The organism is Cryptosporangium arvum DSM 44712, assembly GCF_000585375.1.
Taxonomy (GTDB): Bacteria; Actinomycetota; Actinomycetes; order Mycobacteriales; family Cryptosporangiaceae; genus Cryptosporangium; species Cryptosporangium arvum.
On sequence record NZ_KK073874.1, the window covers coordinates 7,086,718 to 7,101,978 of the forward strand.

The window sequence follows — 15,261 nt, forward strand, 5'->3', positions numbered from 1 at the left end:
TGAACGCGGGTGGGGCGTCACCCCACAGAGCTAGCGTGCGGTGAGGGCCATCGTCGTCGGGAGGATCGGGGACGGCAGGAACGTCGAGCCGGCCAGGTGCTTGTCGACCGCGGCCGCGGTGGCCCGGCCCTCGGCGATCGCCCAGACGATCAGCGACTGGCCGCGGCCCGCGTCTCCGGTGACGAAGACGTTGTCGGCGGCCGTCTTCCAGGTCGCGTCGCGCACGACCCGGCCCCGCTCGTCGATCTCGACGCCGAGCTCGTCGTAGAGCGGGCCCTTCTCCACCCCGACGAAGCCCATCGCGAGGAAGATCGCCTCCGCCGGGATCTCCCGCGACGTGCCCTCGACCGGCACGAACTTCCCGCCCTCGGAGACGACCTCGTGCAGGACGATCGCCCGGACGTTGCCGGCGTCGTCACCCACGAACTTCTCGGTGTTGACGGCGTAGACCCGCTCGCCGCCCTCCTCGTGCGCCGAGGTGACCCGGTACAGCATCGGGTAGGTCGGCCAGGGCATGTGCCCGGCGCGTGCCTCCGGCGGCTGCGGCATGATCTCCAGCTGCGTGACGCTCTTCGCGCCCTGCCGGTGGGCGGTGCCCAGGCAGTCCGCGCCGGTGTCGCCGCCACCGATGATCACGACGTGCTTGCCGCGGACGTCGATGTGTCCGTCCGGGTCCGGGTCCCCGAGAGCCGCCTTGTTGGCGGGCACCAGGTACTCCATCGCGGCGTGGATGCCGTTCAGCTCCCGGCCGGGCGCGGGCAGGTCACGCGGCACGGTGGAGCCGGTGGCCAGCACGATCGCATCGGCGTCGAGCTCCGACACGGGCAGGTCGGAGCCGACCGTGACCCCGGTGACGAACTTCGTGCCTTCCGCCTCCATCTGGGCGAGGCGACGGTCGATGTGCGACTTCTCCATCTTGAACTCGGGGATCCCGTAGCGGAGCAGGCCACCGATCTTGTCGGCCCGCTCGTACACGGTCACCTCGTGCCCGGCCCGCGTCAGCTGCTGGGCGGCCGCGAGACCGGCCGGCCCGGACCCGATCACCGCGACCTTCTTGCCGGAGAGCTTCTCCGGCAGCTGCGGCTTCACCAGGCCGTCGTCGAACGCGCGCAGGATCGTCTCGACCTCGATCTGCTTGATCGTGACCGGGTCGTCGGCGATGCCGAGCACGCAGGCCGCCTCGCAGGGCGCCGGGCAGAGCTTCCCGGTGAACTCCGGGAAGTTGTTCGTCGCGTGCAGGCGGTCGATCGCGAGCGACCACTGCCCGGTGCGGGCCAGGTCGTTCCACTCCGGGATGAGGTTGCCGAGGGGGCAGCCGTTGTGGCAGAACGGGATGCCGCAGTCCATGCACCGGGAGGCCTGCGTCCGCAGGTTCTTCTCCGGGAACTCCTCGTAGACCTCGCGCCAGTCGGTGATCCGGATGTCGACCGGACGCCGGACGGGCAGCTCCCGCCCGTTCTTCAAGAAACCCTGTGGATCAGCCACGAGCCGCCTCCATGATCGCCTCGTCCACCGGACGGCCAGCGGCCTGCGCCTGACGAGTCGCTTCCAGGACCCGCTTGTAGTCGCGGGGCATGATCTTCGTGAACGACCGGACGTGCCGGCTCCAGTCGGACAGCAGCCCCTCGGCCACCGTCGAGCCGGTCTCGTCCAGGTGCCGTCCGATCAGCGCGCGCAGCGTCGCGGCGTCGTCGGTCGAGAGCTCTTCCAGATCGACCATCTCGGTGTTGACGAGCACCGGGTCGAGGTCGAGCACGTACGCGGTGCCGCCGGACATGCCGGCGGCGAAGTTACGGCCGGTCGGGCCGAGCACGACGACCGTGCCACCGGTCATGTACTCGCACCCGTGGTCACCGACGCCCTCGACGACCGCGGTCGCGCCGGAGTTGCGGACGCAGAACCGCTCGCCCACCCGGCCCCGGAGGAAGACCTCACCGGCCGTGGCGCCGTACAGGATCGTGTTGCCGGCGATGACGTTCTCCTGCGGCAGGAACGTCGCCGCGGCCGCCGGGCGCACGACGATCCGCCCACCGGAGAGACCCTTGCCGACGTAGTCGTTGGCGTCGCCGAGCAGCCGCAGCGTGATGCCGCGGGGCACGAACGCGCCGAACGACTGGCCGGCCGAGCCGGTGAACGTCAGGTCGATCGTGCCGTCGGGCAGCCCTTCGCCGCCGTAGCGACGCGTCACCATCGAGCCGAGCATCGTGCCGACCGTCCGGTTGACGTTGCGCACCGGGATCTCGAACTTCACCGGCGAACCGTCGAGCAGCGCGCCTTCGCAGAGCTGGATCAGTGTGTTGTCCAGCGCCCGGTCGAGGCCGTGGTCCTGCTGCACGGTCTGCTTGAGCGACGCGCCTTCCGGCAGCGAAGGCACCGCGAAGATCGGCGACAGGTCGAGCCCGTCGGCCTTCCAGTGGTCGACCGCCCCGGCGACGTCGAGCAGCTCGGCGTGGCCGACGGCCTCGTCGATCGAGCGGAAGCCCAGCTCGGCCAGGTACTGCCGGACCTCTTCGGCGATGTACTCGAAGAACGTGACGACGAACTCCGGCTTGCCGCTGAACTTCTCACGCAGCACCGGGTTCTGCGTCGCCACGCCCACCGGGCAGGTGTCGAGGTGGCAGACGCGCATCATGATGCAGCCGCTGACCACCAGCGGAGCGGTCGCGAACCCGAACTCCTCGGCGCCGAGCAGGGCACCGATGACCACGTCCCGACCGGTCTTGAGCTGGCCGTCGACCTGCACGACGATGCGGTCGCGCAGGTTGTTGAGCAGCAGCGTCTGCTGGGTCTCGGCCAGGCCGAGCTCCCACGGCGCACCCGCGTGCTTGAGCGAGGTCAGCGGCGCGGCACCGGTTCCGCCGTCGTGGCCGGAGATGAGGACGACGTCGGCGTGGGCCTTGGAGACACCGGCCGCGACCGTGCCCACCCCGATCTCGGCGACCAGCTTGACGTGAACCCGCGCGGCGTCGTTCGCGTTCTTCAGGTCGTGGATGAGCTGGGCGAGGTCCTCGATCGAGTAGATGTCGTGGTGCGGCGGCGGCGAGATCAACCCGACGCCCGGCGTTGAGTGCCGGGTCTTGGCGATCCACGGGTAGACCTTGTGGCCGGGCAGCTGACCACCCTCACCGGGCTTCGCGCCCTGGGCCATCTTGATCTGGATGTCGTCGGCGTTGACCAGGTATTCGCTGGTGACGCCGAACCGGCCGCTCGCGACCTGCTTGATCGCGCTGCGCCGGGTCGGGTCGTAGAGACGCTCCGGGTCCTCGCCGCCCTCGCCGGTGTTGGACTTCCCGCCGAGCTGGTTCATCGCGATCGCGAGGGTCTGGTGCGCCTCCATCGAGATCGAGCCGTAGCTCATCGCACCGGTGCTGAACCGCTTCACGATCTCGGAGACCGGCTCGACCTCGTCGATCGGCACCGGGGGACGCTCACCGGTCTTCAGCTTGAACAGGCCCCGGAGCGTGCCCGACTTGGCCGCGAGCTCGTCGACCGAGGACGTGTACTTCTTGAACACCTCGTACTGCCGCGACCGGGTCGCGTGCTGCAGCAGGAACACCGTCTCCGGGTTGAAGAGGTGCACCTCGCCCTCGCGACGCCACTGGTACTCGCCGCCGACCTCGAGCCGACGGTAGGCCAGCTCGGTCGAGTTCGTCGGCCAGGCCCGCTCGTGCCGCGTCTCGACCTCGACCGCGATCGTGTCGAGCCCGATACCGCCGAGCGTCGACGTCGTGCCGGTGAAGTACTTGTCGACGAGCTCCTGCGAGAGGCCGATCGCCTCGAAGATCTGCGCGCCGGCGTAGGACGCCACGGTGGAGACGCCCATTTTCGACATGACCTTGAGCAGGCCCTTGCCGAGACCCTTGACGTAGTTGCGGATCGCCTTCTGCGGGTCGAGCCCGGCCAGCTCGCCGGTCGAGACCATGTCCTCGATCGACTCGAACGCCAGGTACGGGTTCACCGCGGACGCGCCGAAGCCGAGCAGCAGCGCGACGTGGTGCACCTCGCGGGCGTCGCCGGACTCGGCGATCAGGCCGACCTGGGTCCGCGTCCGCTCGCGCACCAGGTGGTGGTGCACGGCCGCGGTGAGCAGCAGCGACGGGATCGGCGCCAGGTCGCGGGTGGAATCGCGGTCGGACAGCACGATCAGCCGCGCGCCGTCCTCGATCGCCTCGGAGACGTGCTGGCAGATCTGGTCCAGGCGGGCCTTCATGCCCGCGGCGCCGTCCTTCACCCGGTACAGACCGGAGACGGTGACGGCCTGGAAGCCGGACTTGTCGCCGTCCTCGTTGATGTGGACGATCTTCGCGAGCTCGTCGTTGTCGATGACCGGGAACGGCAGCGTGATCAGGCGGCACGAGGCCGGGCCGGGCTCGAGCAGGTTCTGCTCGGGGCCGATCGCGTTGCTGACCGCGGTGACGATCTCTTCCCGGATCGCATCCAGCGGCGGGTTCGTGACCTGCGCGAACAGCTGGCTGAAGTAGTCGAACACCAGCCGGGAGCGGTTGCTCAGCACCGCGATCGGGGTGTCGGTGCCCATCGAGCCGAGGCCCTCACCGGCGGTTCGCGCCAGCGGCGTGATCAGAACCCTCAGGTCCTCTTCGGTGTAGCCGAAGGTCTGCTGACGGCGCTGAACGGACTCGTGGCCGTAGGTGACGTGCTCACGATCAGGGAGGTCCGACAGGTTCATCAGACCGGCGTGCAGCCACTCGGTGTACGGCTCGGCGTTGGCGAGTTCGGCCTTGATCTCGTCGTCGGCCACGATGCGGCCGGCGTCGGTGTCGACGAGGAACATGCGTCCGGGCTGCAGACGACCCTTGGCCACGACGTCGGCGGGGTCGATGTCGAGGACACCGGCTTCGCTCGCGAGGACGACCAGGTCGTCCTTCGTCTTCCACCAGCGGGCAGGGCGCAGACCGTTGCGGTCGAGCACGGCGCCGATCAGCGAACCGTCGGTGAAACAGACCGCGGCCGGGCCGTCCCAGGCCTCCATCATCGTGGAGTGGAACTGGTAGAACGCCCGCCGCTTCGGGTCCATCGCGGCGTTGTTCTCCCAGGCCTCCGGGATCATCATCAGCACCGCGTGCGGCAGCGACCGCCCACCGAGGTGGAGCAGCTCCAGCACCTCGTCGAACGTCGCCGAGTCGCTCGCGCCGGGCGTGCAGATCGGGAAGACCCGCTCGATGTCGCCACCGAAGAGCTCGGTGGTCTGCGGGGAGCGCAGCAGCGCCTCGCGGGCACGCATCCAGTTCCGGTTGCCCCGGACGGTGTTGATCTCACCGTTGTGGGCTATGAACCGGTACGGGTGGGCGAGCGGCCAGGACGGGAACGTGTTCGTGGAGAACCGGGAGTGAACCAGCGCGATCGCGCTCTCGACCCGCGGGTCGAGCAGGTCGGGGAAGAACAGCGGCAGCTGGCTCGTGGTCAGCATGCCCTTGTACACGATCGTGCGGGCGGACAGCGAGGGGAAGTACACCTCGACGCCGGCCGCGCGGGACTCGTGTTCCACCCGCTTGCGGACGACGAACGCGACCCGGTCGAGGGCCAGACCGGTTCGGGCTTCTTCGCCGACCACGCTGTCGGAGAAGAAGAACTGGGCGACGTGAGGCTCGACGGCGCGGGCGGTGGGCCCGATGTCGGCTCCGTCGTTGTCGGTCGGAACGGTGCGCCAGCCCAGCGGCTTCGCACCCTCGTCGACCGCGATGCGCTCGATCAGCTCGATCGCGCGGGCACGCGCGTCGGCGTCGGCGGGAAGGAAGGTGTTGCCGACGACGTACGCGCCGGCCTCGGGGAGCGCGAAGTCGACGACCTCGCGCAGGAACGCGTCCGGAATCTGCAGCAGGAGGCCGGCCCCGTCACCGGAGTTGGCCTCGGCGCCCGCGGCACCCCGGTGATCGAGGTTCGCCAGCGCGGTGATGCCCTGTTCGACGATGCGATGAGAACGACGGCCCTGGGCATCGACCACGAACGCGACCCCGCAGGCGTCGTGTTCGTTCGCGGGATCATACAGTCCCTGAGCCGGGGGGAGCGCAGAAAAAGTCACGCGCGGGCTCCTTCCGTCGTCAGCCCGCTGAGATCCGCTGGGTGCGTGATCGACGGGCGAGGTCGATGCGGGACGACGTCGGCCCAAGTTTCCTAGAGGTTACACATGTGGCGACCCGCCGGTAACAAGTGCTGAAGTGAGCAACGTCACCGGCGTGGCGTGGACACCGTGCGGTAACGCTCGCTCCAGTTCTTCGTGCTCCCGGGTCGTGTCAGCGTCGTGTAGTTCCCGGTAGAGACGCTGTTGGGCCGGCCGGAAGACGCGATCCTTCTACTATGCCCGACGCGGGTCGCATTGACACCGGTCCGCGGGTGTGAGGCCGTCAGTCCCGCTCGGGTTTCGCCTCGGTTTCGGTTTTCCCGGCCGACGCCAGCCCCGGCTGTTCGGGGTCTTCCTCGTCGGTGGCCGGCTCCGCGGCCACCGGCTCCTCGTCGTCGTCGACCTCGGTGGCCGGTTGCGCGTCCGGGTCGAGAACGACGATCCGGCCGTCGTCGGTGTACTCGAGCCGGGCGGGTGCGATTCCGCGGCGCGCGAGGAACCAGATCAGGCCACCGATGAAGCAGACGAGCGCGGTCCACTCGTTGAGCCGCAGCCCGAGCACGTGGTGCGCCTCGTCGATGCGCAGGTGCTCGATCCACCCGCGGCCGGCGGTGTAACCCATGACGTAGAGCGCGAAGACGCGCCCGCCGCCGAGCCGCCACCGGCGCTCGGCGACGATCAGCAGCACCGCGACCCCGATGCACCAGAGCGACTCGTAGAGGAACGTGGGGTGGTAGAGGCCCGGCTCCACGTCGACGGCCCGGCCGTCGGCGCCCATCCGGTGGACCTCGAGGCCCCACGGCAGCGAGGTCTCGCGGCCGAAGAGCTCGTTGTTGAACCAGTTGCCCCAGCGCCCGACGCCCTGCGCCAGGACGAGGCCGGGTGCGACGACGTCACCGAGGACCATCAGCGGGAGCCCCGACCGGCGGCACGCGATCCACGCTCCGAGCGCGCCCCCGGCGATCGAACCCCAGACGCCGAGGCCGCCCTCCCAGATCTTGAACGCGTCGAGCGGCTGGCCGTTGGCGCCGAAGTAGTGATCCGGCGACGTGATGACGTGGTAGACCCGCGCGCCGATGATGCCGAACGGCACCGCCCAGACCGCGATGTCGACGATCATGCCGGGCGGGCCGCCCCGGGCCCGCAGCCGGCGATCGGACACCCACACCGCGACCAGCACCCCGGCCAGGATGCACAGCGCGTACGCCCGGAGCGGGATCGGTCCGAGGTGCCACACGCTTGTCGTCGGGCTCGGGAGCGAGGCGAGGGCGGTCACGCCTCCACGCTAGACCGTCAGCGCCGCACGAGACGTACCAGGGCGGCAACACCGCGCCAAGTGGCCACCAGCAATCCGCCGAACAGCGCACCGGACACGTTGAGGATGACGTCGTCGATGTCGAACATCCGGCCCGCGATGTGGGTGAGCTGCACCAGCTCGACGACGGCCGACGCCGTGGCCGCCGCCAGCACCGCGGTGACGATGCTCAGCCGGGGGAACGAATGCGGCACCAGGATGCCGAACGGCACGAACAACAACGCGTTGCCGACGACCTGCGCGAGCGAGCGCAGCGAACCGTCGGCCAGCGAGCGGTTGATCTCGGCGAACGGCGTGTAGTTGTCGCTCGCGCCCGCACCGGCGGCGGCCTCGGGGTCGCCCGGGCCGAGCGTGATCGCGGCCAGGATGGCGAGGTACACCAGCAGGAGCAGCAGCGGCCCGATCCGCAGCCAGGGGCGGCGGTACTTGCCCTTGAGCGGCTTCGGAGCCGGCTCCGCGGCCGGCTCCGGCGCGGCCTGCGCCGAGCGGGGCTTGCGGGTGATCTTCGTGCGCAGTCGGTCAATGGCCCTGGGCGCTGTGGGCTCAACGTTCACGGTCACGAGGTGCCAGTCCCCCGTGGACCACGACTTCAACCCTGCCCCCGCCGGCGTGCACGATCCGACCGGACCGTGCACGCCTCGACGGGCGTCAGCGGCGCCGGACCCCGGCGGCCAGATCGGCCGAGAGCTCCGAGATCGCGCGCAGACCCGCGGCGCGATCGGACGCGTCGAGCAGGCAGCGCACCAGGGCCGACCCCACGATCACCCCGTCGGCGTACCCGGCCACCTCGGCGGCCTGGGCGCCGGTGGAGACCCCGAGGCCGATACCGACGGGCAGGTCGGTGGCCGAACGCACCCGCTCGACCAGAGGCTGGGCCGCCGCGCTGGTGGACTCACGCGCGCCGGTCACCCCCATCACCGCGGTGGCGTAGACGAACCCGCGGCACACCGCGACCGTCGACGCGATCCGCGCCGCCGTCGACGACGGCGCCACCAGGAACACGCGGTCGAGCCCGTGCTGCTCGGACGCCGCCAGCCACGGCTCGGCCTCGTCGGGAATGAGGTCGGGGGTGATCAGCCCCGCTCCCCCGGCCGACGACAGATCGGCGGCGAACCGCTCGACGCCGTACTTCTCCACCGGGTTCCAGTACGTCATCACCAGCGCCGGGGCGCCGGCGGACGCGACCGCCTCGACGGCCTTGAACACGTCCTTCACCCGGACGCCGCCCCGCAGCGCCTGCTCGGCCGCGGCCTGGATCGTCGGCCCGTCCATCACCGGGTCGGAGTACGGCACGCCGACCTCGACGACGTCGACCCCGGCGTCGACCATGGCCTTCATCGCGTCCAGGGAGCCGGGCACGTCGGGGAACCCGACCGGCAGGTAGCCGACGAGCACACCGCGGTTCTCGGCCTTCGCCGTGGAGAACACCGCGGAGACGCTCGTCTGCGCTGTCTGCTCTTCGCGCACGCGGCTCATCGGCCCTCACTCGCCTCGAGGTCGCGCTCGTCGAGCAGACCGAACCACCGGCCCGCCGTGGCCACGTCCTTGTCGCCGCGCCCGGAGAGGTTCACCAGGATCGTGGCGTCGGGGCCGAGTTCCTTCGCGACCCGCAGCGCGCCGGCCAGCGCGTGGGCGCTCTCGATCGCCGGAATGATGCCCTCGGTGCGGCAGAGCAGGCGGAACGCCTCCATCGCCTCGGCGTCGGTGGCCGGCCGGTAGTCGACCCGGCCGATGTCGTGCAGGTGCGCGTGTTCCGGCCCGACGCCCGGGTAGTCCAAGCCGGCCGAGATCGAGTGCGACTCGATCGTCTGGCCGTCCTCGTTCTGCAGCACGAACGACCGCGCCCCGTGCAGGACGCCCGGCGAGCCGCCGGTGATCGCGGCGGCGTGCAGACCGGTGTCGACACCGTCGCCCCCGGCCTCGAAGCCGAAGAGCCGCACGTCGGCGTCGTCGAGGAAAGCGTGGAAGATGCCGATGGCGTTCGAGCCGCCGCCGACGCACGCGCAGACGGCGGTGGGCAACTGGCCGGTGAGGGCCAGCGTCTGCTCGCGGGCCTCCTCGCCGATGATCTTCTGGAAGTCGCGCACGATCAGCGGGAACGGGTGCGGGCCGCCGACCGAACCGATCAGGTAGTGCGTGGTGTCGACGTTGGTGACCCAGTCGCGGAACGCCTCGTTCATCGCGTCCTTGAGCGTGCGGCTGCCGGACTTGACCGGGACCACGGTCGAGCCGAGCAACTCCATGCGGGCGACGTTGAGCGCCTGGCGCTCGGTGTCGACCTCACCCATGTAGACGGTGCACTCGAGGCCGAACAGCGCGGCCGCGGTGGCCGACGCGACGCCGTGCTGGCCGGCGCCGGTCTCGGCGATGATGCGCTTCTTGCCCATCCGGCGGGTGAGCAACGCCTGACCGAGAACGTTGTTCACCTTGTGGGCGCCGGTGTGGTTCAGGTCTTCGCGCTTGAGCAGGATGCGTGCACCGGCCGCTTCGGAGAAGCGGGTCGCGTCGTAGAGACGGCTCGGGCGGCCGGCGTAGTCGTCGAGCAGGTGCTTGAGCTCGGCCCGGAAGGCCGGGTCGGCCTGCGCCCTGGTGTATTCGGCATCGAGTTCGTCGAGAGCCGCAATCAGGGCTTCCGGGACGAAACGACCACCGAAACGACCAAAGTGTCCAGTTTTGTCGGGCATTACGGTCATGAGGATCCTTACGGGAGAACGGCGTGGGCTATGAACTCAGCCGCGACGCCATCGTCTCCCGTCGGGACGAGCCCTGTCGTCCCCGGTGCGGTACGTGGTCGCCATGGTTAGCGCGGGCTCCGCGGCGTGGCCGGGTGCGAGCCCGCGGTCACCAGATCGGCGACCGCCTGGCGGGGGCTGCGGTCGGTGACCAGGCCCTCGCCCACCAGCACCGCGTCGGCACCGGCCGCGGCGTAGGAGATCAGGTCGTGCGGACCGCGGACGCCGGACTCGGCGATCTTCACGATCTGCGACGGCAGCCCCGGCGCGATGCGCTCGAACACCGACCGGTCGACCTCGAGTGTCTTGAGGTCACGCGCGTTGACACCGATCACCCGGGCGCCGGCCTCCAGCGCGCGGCTGGCCTCCTCCTCGGTGTGGACCTCGACGAGCGCGGTCATCCCGAGCGACTCGACGCGCTCCAGCAGGCCGGTGAGGCGGTTCTGCTCCAGCGCCGCGACGATCAGCAGCACGAGATCGGCGCCGTGGGCGCGTGCCTCGTGGACCTGGTACGTCGAGACGATGAAGTCTTTGCGCAGCACCGGTACGTCGACCTTCGCGCGGACCGCGTCCAGGTCCTCCAGCGAACCGCCGAAGCGGTGCCGCTCGGTGAGGACGCTGATGCAGCGGGCGCCGCCGGCCTCGTAGTCGCCGGCCAGCGCGGCCGGGTCAGGAATGTCGGCGATCGTTCCGCGTGAAGGCGAAGCACGCTTCACCTCGGCGATCACGCCGACGCCTGGCGCGCGCAGCGCAGCCCAGGCATCGCGTGCCGGCTTCGCGGCCGCGGCGAGTTCCTTGACCCGTTCGAACGGTACGCGGCTCTCGCGGTCAGCAAGGTCGGCTCGGACGCCGACCAGAATCTCGTCAAGCGCGCTCGTCATGCGGCTCCATCCCGTGGTGCCATGGCGGAATCGTAACGAGAGTGCCAGACCGGATGGATCCGGGGTGACTCCGGGTGCCCTCTACACGGCTCACCGCCGTACAAACCCCCCAATTTCGAGGTTTTCGCCGCCCCCGGGCCGGCACCTCAGCGGGTTGGGTCGTCGCCCCGGTCCAGGGCGTCCCAGAGCGCGGTGGGGGGCGCGTCGGGGCCGGTGGTGGCGTGGGCCTTCGCCCGGGTCGCCGGCGCGTCGTAGCGGGCGCCCATCGCGGCCCACCGACGCCCACGGGCGAGCGCCAGGGCACCGGCACCCAGCACCAGCACACCCCCGGCGACGCTCAGCAGCGGCCAGCCGACCGTCGAGTCGCCGACGAGCCCGCGGACCCCGCCCGCGACCGCACCGGCACCGGCCAGCGCCACCAGGACCGCAACCGCCGCCCGCCCCCGGCCGCGGGTGGCCAGCAGCGCCAGCCCACCCGCGATCCCGACCAGCGCCGCAGCCGACGCCCACGGCACCAGGTCGCTGCCGGTCGTCCGCACGGTCTCGGGCAGCAGCGGAGCGGCGCGCGCGACGGTGGTCGACTCCCACACCCGCCCGGTGGCGAAGTACGCGACCGCGCCTCCGATCACCGCGGCGACCACCGCGACCGCGAGCCCCCGCCGCTGGGCCCCACCCGGACGGGCCCCCTCCGACCGCGGGTCGGGCTCGGTCATCGGGCGGCCCGGAGCGTCTCGGCGGTGGCGATCGCCGACAGCACCGCGGCAGCCTTGTTCTGCGACTCGCGCTCCTCCGCGAGCGGATCGGAGTCGGCCACGACCCCGCCACCGGCCTGCACGTAGGCCGTACCGGCACGCATCAGCGCGGTGCGGATCGCGATCGCCATGTCGAGGTTGCCGGCGAAGTCCAGGTACCCCACGGTGCCGCCGTAGAGCCCGCGCCGCGTCGGCTCCAGCGCGTCGATGATCTCCATCGCCCGCACCTTCGGCGCTCCGGTGAGCGTCCCGGCCGGGAACGTCGCGGTCAGCACGTCGAACGCCGAGCGCCCGGCGGTGATCTCACCGACCACCGTCGACACGATGTGCATCACGTGCGAGTACCGCTCGATCTCCATGAAGTCGACGACGTCGACGGTGCCGGGCTCGCACACCCGCCCGAGGTCGTTGCGCCCCAGGTCGACGAGCATCACGTGCTCGGCGCGCTCCTTCGGGTCGGCGATCAGCTCGGCGGCCAGCCGCACGTCCTCCTCGGGTGTGGCACCCCTCCAGCGCGTCCCGGCGATCGGGTGCAGCAGCGCCCGGCCGTCGGTGACCTTGACGTGCGCCTCCGGCGACGACCCGACGATGTCGAACCCGTCGAAGCGCAGCAGGTACATGTACGGGCTCGGGTTCGTCGTGCGCAGCACCCGGTAGACGTCGAGCGGGTCGGCCTCGGTGGCCACCTCGAACCGCTGGCTCGGCACGATCTGGAAGCACTCGCCGGCCCGGATCGCCTCCTTGGCGACCTCCACGGCCTTCGGGAACTCGCCCTCCGGCGTCCGGCTGCGGAACGAGCCCGGGCCGAGCCGGGTCATCGTCGCGACACCGGGCGGTGTCGGCCGGGACAGCGCGGTGGTCATCGACTCCAGCCGGCCGACCGCCCGGTAGTAGGCCTCCGAGACCGCTTCCGGCGACGCACCGGCGGGCACGATCGCGTTGGCGATCAGCAGCAGCGAGCCGTCGGTGTGGTCGAGCACGGCCAGGTCGGTGGCGAGCATCATGCCCAGTTCGGGCAGCTCCAGGTCGTCGATACCGTTGCTCGGCAGTTTCTCGATCCGGCGGACGATGTCGTACGCCAGGTAACCGACCATCCCCCCGGTGAGCGTGGGCAGCCCGGGCAGCACCGGCGACTCCAACGCCGAGACGACCTCGCCGAGCACGGCCAGCGGATCCCCGGAGACGGGCACTCCCGGCGGCGGGTCGCCCAGCCAGTGGGCGGAACCGTCCCGGCTGGTCAGGGTGGCCACGCTGCGCACGCCGACGAACGAGTAGCGCGACCAGACGCCGCCGTGCTCGGCCGACTCGAGCAGGAACGTGCCCGGTCCTCCGGCCAGCTTGCGGTAGAGCCCGACGGGGGTCTCGCCGTCGGCGAGCAGACGTCGGGTCACCGGGACGACCCGCCGGTCGCGGACCAGGCGGGCGAACTCGTCGCGGTCGGGGCTGAACGTGCCGTCGGTGCCAGTAGTCACGAACCCATTGTGGCCGACGGGAGAATTCGCGGCAGCCGGGTAACCCAGGGGCATGGGCGACCTCGGTGAGGAAATGTTCGACGGTCTGCTGCACGGTTCCCATCGCTGCCATCCCGAGGATCTGATCGATCTGGTGGCCACTCACGCCACCCCGGTCGGGCTGCACGATCCGCAGCTCTACCTGGCCGATCTGCAGCAGGTGAACCTGGTGCGGGTGCCGCGTGGCCGGGTGGGGACGCCGGTGCGGCCGGTCGAACGGATCCCGATCGACACCACGTCGGTCGGCCGGGTGTTCCGCCGGACCGGGGTCCAGTACGTGCCGGCCGGGGGCGACCGGACCCACGTGTGGCTCCCGCTGCTGGAAGGCGCCGAGCGGCTCGGCGTGTTGCGGCTGACGGTCGAGGGACGCGACCGCGACCACGTCGACCCGGTGATCAAGCGACGGGCCCGCCGGCTCGCCTCGCTGGTCGGGCTCCTGGTCGTGACGAAGCGGGCCTACAGCGACACGCTCGTGGGGCTCACCCGGCACAACGACATGACGCTCTCGGCCGAGATGCAGTGGGGGCTGCTGCCGCCGCTGACGTTCGCGACCGACCGGATCGTGGTCGCCGGTGCGCTCGAGCCGGCGTACAAGGTGGCCGGCGACACGTTCGACTACGGCGTCATCGACGACGGCGTGCACCTGGCGTTGTTCGACGCGGCCGGGCACGACCTGAACTCGGCCGTGGTCGTCGGCCTGGCCGCGGCGGCGTACCGGCAGGGCCGCCGCCAGAGCCTCGGCCTGCGTGAGCTCGGGGACGCGATCGACGAGAAGGTCGCCGCCCGGTTCGGGCCGCCGGAGCTGGTCACCGGCGTCCTCGCGCACTTCGACGCCGGGTCCGGGAAACTCGAATGGGTGCTGCGGGGGCACCCGCCGCCCGTGCTGATCCGGGACGGCAAATGGGTGAAGACGCTCTGGCTCAAACCCGGCCTTCCGATGGGGATCGGGTTGCGCCGCCCGACCGAGCTGGGCTCCGTCCAGCTCGAACCGGGCGACCGGCTGCTGTTCTACACCGACGGGGTCACCGAGGCCCGCGACGCCGACGGCAACGAGTTCGGGCTGGACCGCCTGGTTGACTTCGTGATCAAGCGGGAGGCCGACGCGCTACCGGCGACCGAGGCGCTGCGCCGGCTGATCCGGTCGATCCTCGATCACCAGCACGGCCACCTCCAGGACGACGCGACCGTGCTACTCGTCGAGTGGGGCGGTTAGCAGCTTCGTGGCGTCGAAACACGTCCGGTCGCCGGTGTGGCAGGCCGCGCCTTCCTGATCGACGGTGACGAGCAGCGTGTCGCCGTCGCAGTCCAGGGCCACGGCCTTGACCCACTGGCGGTGACCGGACGTCTCGCCCTTGACCCAGTACTCCTTCCGGCTGCGCGACCAGTAGGTCGCCCGGCCGGTGGTGAGCGTGCGGTGCAGCGCCTCGTCGTCCATCCAGCCGACCATCAGCACCTCGCCGGTGTCGTGCTGCTGGACCACCGCGGTGACCAGGCCGGAGTCGTCACGTTTGAGCTGGGCGGCGATTGCCGGATCGAGAGCGGTCACGGTTCGATCTTAAGTCGCTGCTCGTAGACGGCGATCTTGTCGTCGATGACCGCGAGGTCGGCGGTGAGCTCGGCCACCCGGGCGGCGAGCGCGACCCGGTGGTCGCGCAGCAGGTCCAGCCGCTCGGCGTCGGCGCGACCGGACTTCACCAGCTCCGCGTAGCGCAGCATCCCTGCGATCGGCATCCCGGTCGCCCGCAGCCGCGTCAGCAGTACCAGCCAGTCGACCTGACCGGACGTGTAGCGCCGGTGCCCGGCGGCGTCCCGCTCCACGCCCCAGATCAGCCCGACGCGCTCGTAGTACCGGAGGGTGTGGGCGGTCAGCCCGGTCTTGTCGGCGGTGTCCGCGACCGTGAGCCCTGGCGTCATGCGATCAAGTCTCCCTCTTCCGCGAGCCACGGATTTCCACTACCGTTGAATTCAACAGCTGATGACTTCAGGAGGAG

Annotated in this window: 12 protein-coding genes; 1 reads left to right on the plus strand and 11 read right to left on the minus strand. The window is 70.8% G+C overall.

Going from position 1 to position 15,261, the window contains the following annotated elements; genetic code table 11:
* Positions 1 to 30: 30 nt before the first annotated feature.
* From CRYAR_RS32405 to CRYAR_RS32445, 9 genes are all read right to left on the minus strand, one after another.
* Positions 31 to 1,485 carry a glutamate synthase subunit beta gene (locus CRYAR_RS32405; protein WP_035857029.1) on the minus strand — a complete coding sequence of 485 codons (1,455 nt, stop codon included), beginning with the start codon at positions 1,483 to 1,485 and terminating at the stop codon, positions 31 to 33.
* Entirely contained in the window at positions 1,478 to 6,040 is a 4,563-nt protein-coding gene (gene gltB, locus CRYAR_RS32410; protein WP_035857030.1) for a glutamate synthase large subunit, read from the minus strand. The genes CRYAR_RS32405 and gltB overlap by 8 nt, the downstream gene beginning before the upstream one ends.
* A 322-nt stretch (positions 6,041 to 6,362) precedes the next feature.
* The gene (lgt, locus tag CRYAR_RS32415; RefSeq protein ID WP_084701240.1) at positions 6,363 to 7,355 is read right to left on the minus strand and encodes a prolipoprotein diacylglyceryl transferase; all 993 of its coding nucleotides are present in this window, start codon (positions 7,353 to 7,355) and stop codon (positions 6,363 to 6,365) included.
* Positions 7,356 to 7,372: 17 nt separating this feature from the next.
* Entirely contained in the window at positions 7,373 to 7,954 is a 582-nt protein-coding gene (locus CRYAR_RS32420; RefSeq protein ID WP_169745114.1) for a VanZ family protein, read from the minus strand.
* 88 nt (positions 7,955 to 8,042) lie between these two features.
* Complete coding sequence (gene trpA, locus CRYAR_RS32425; RefSeq protein WP_051571238.1) at positions 8,043 to 8,870, minus strand: tryptophan synthase subunit alpha; 828 nt, start codon at positions 8,868 to 8,870, stop codon at positions 8,043 to 8,045.
* Positions 8,867 to 10,087, minus strand: a complete 1,221-nt coding sequence (gene trpB, locus CRYAR_RS32430) for a tryptophan synthase subunit beta (RefSeq protein ID WP_035857031.1) — start codon at positions 10,085 to 10,087, stop codon at positions 8,867 to 8,869. Before trpB ends, trpA begins: the two co-directional genes overlap by 4 nt.
* 107 nt (positions 10,088 to 10,194) lie before the next feature.
* The gene (gene trpC, locus CRYAR_RS32435) at positions 10,195 to 11,007 is read right to left on the minus strand and encodes an indole-3-glycerol phosphate synthase TrpC (protein WP_035857032.1); all 813 of its coding nucleotides are present in this window, start codon (positions 11,005 to 11,007) and stop codon (positions 10,195 to 10,197) included.
* Positions 11,008 to 11,153: 146 nt separating this feature from the next.
* Complete coding sequence (locus tag CRYAR_RS32440) at positions 11,154 to 11,720, minus strand: Trp biosynthesis-associated membrane protein (RefSeq protein ID WP_035857033.1); 567 nt, start codon at positions 11,718 to 11,720, stop codon at positions 11,154 to 11,156.
* Positions 11,717 to 13,231 (minus strand): anthranilate synthase component I, encoded by a 1,515-nt coding sequence (locus tag CRYAR_RS32445; RefSeq protein ID WP_035857034.1) that lies wholly within the window; start codon positions 13,229 to 13,231, stop codon positions 11,717 to 11,719. Before CRYAR_RS32445 ends, CRYAR_RS32440 begins: the two co-directional genes overlap by 4 nt.
* A 52-nt stretch (positions 13,232 to 13,283) precedes the next feature.
* On the opposite strand from CRYAR_RS32445, the gene CRYAR_RS32450 reads away from it, so the two are divergent.
* The gene (locus tag CRYAR_RS32450; RefSeq protein ID WP_051571239.1) at positions 13,284 to 14,483 is read left to right on the plus strand and encodes a PP2C family protein-serine/threonine phosphatase; all 1,200 of its coding nucleotides are present in this window, start codon (positions 13,284 to 13,286) and stop codon (positions 14,481 to 14,483) included.
* Here the strand turns inward: CRYAR_RS32450 and hisI are convergent.
* Positions 14,460 to 14,816: a phosphoribosyl-AMP cyclohydrolase gene (hisI, locus tag CRYAR_RS32455; protein ID WP_035857035.1), complete on the minus strand. Its 357-nt coding sequence runs from the start codon at positions 14,814 to 14,816 to the stop codon at positions 14,460 to 14,462. The two genes, CRYAR_RS32450 and hisI, sit on opposite strands and share 24 nt — an antisense overlap.
* Positions 14,813 to 15,184 carry a MerR family transcriptional regulator gene (locus tag CRYAR_RS32460; protein WP_035857036.1) on the minus strand — a complete coding sequence of 124 codons (372 nt, stop codon included), beginning with the start codon at positions 15,182 to 15,184 and terminating at the stop codon, positions 14,813 to 14,815. The genes hisI and CRYAR_RS32460 overlap by 4 nt, the downstream gene beginning before the upstream one ends.
* Positions 15,185 to 15,261: the final 77 nt, after the last annotated feature.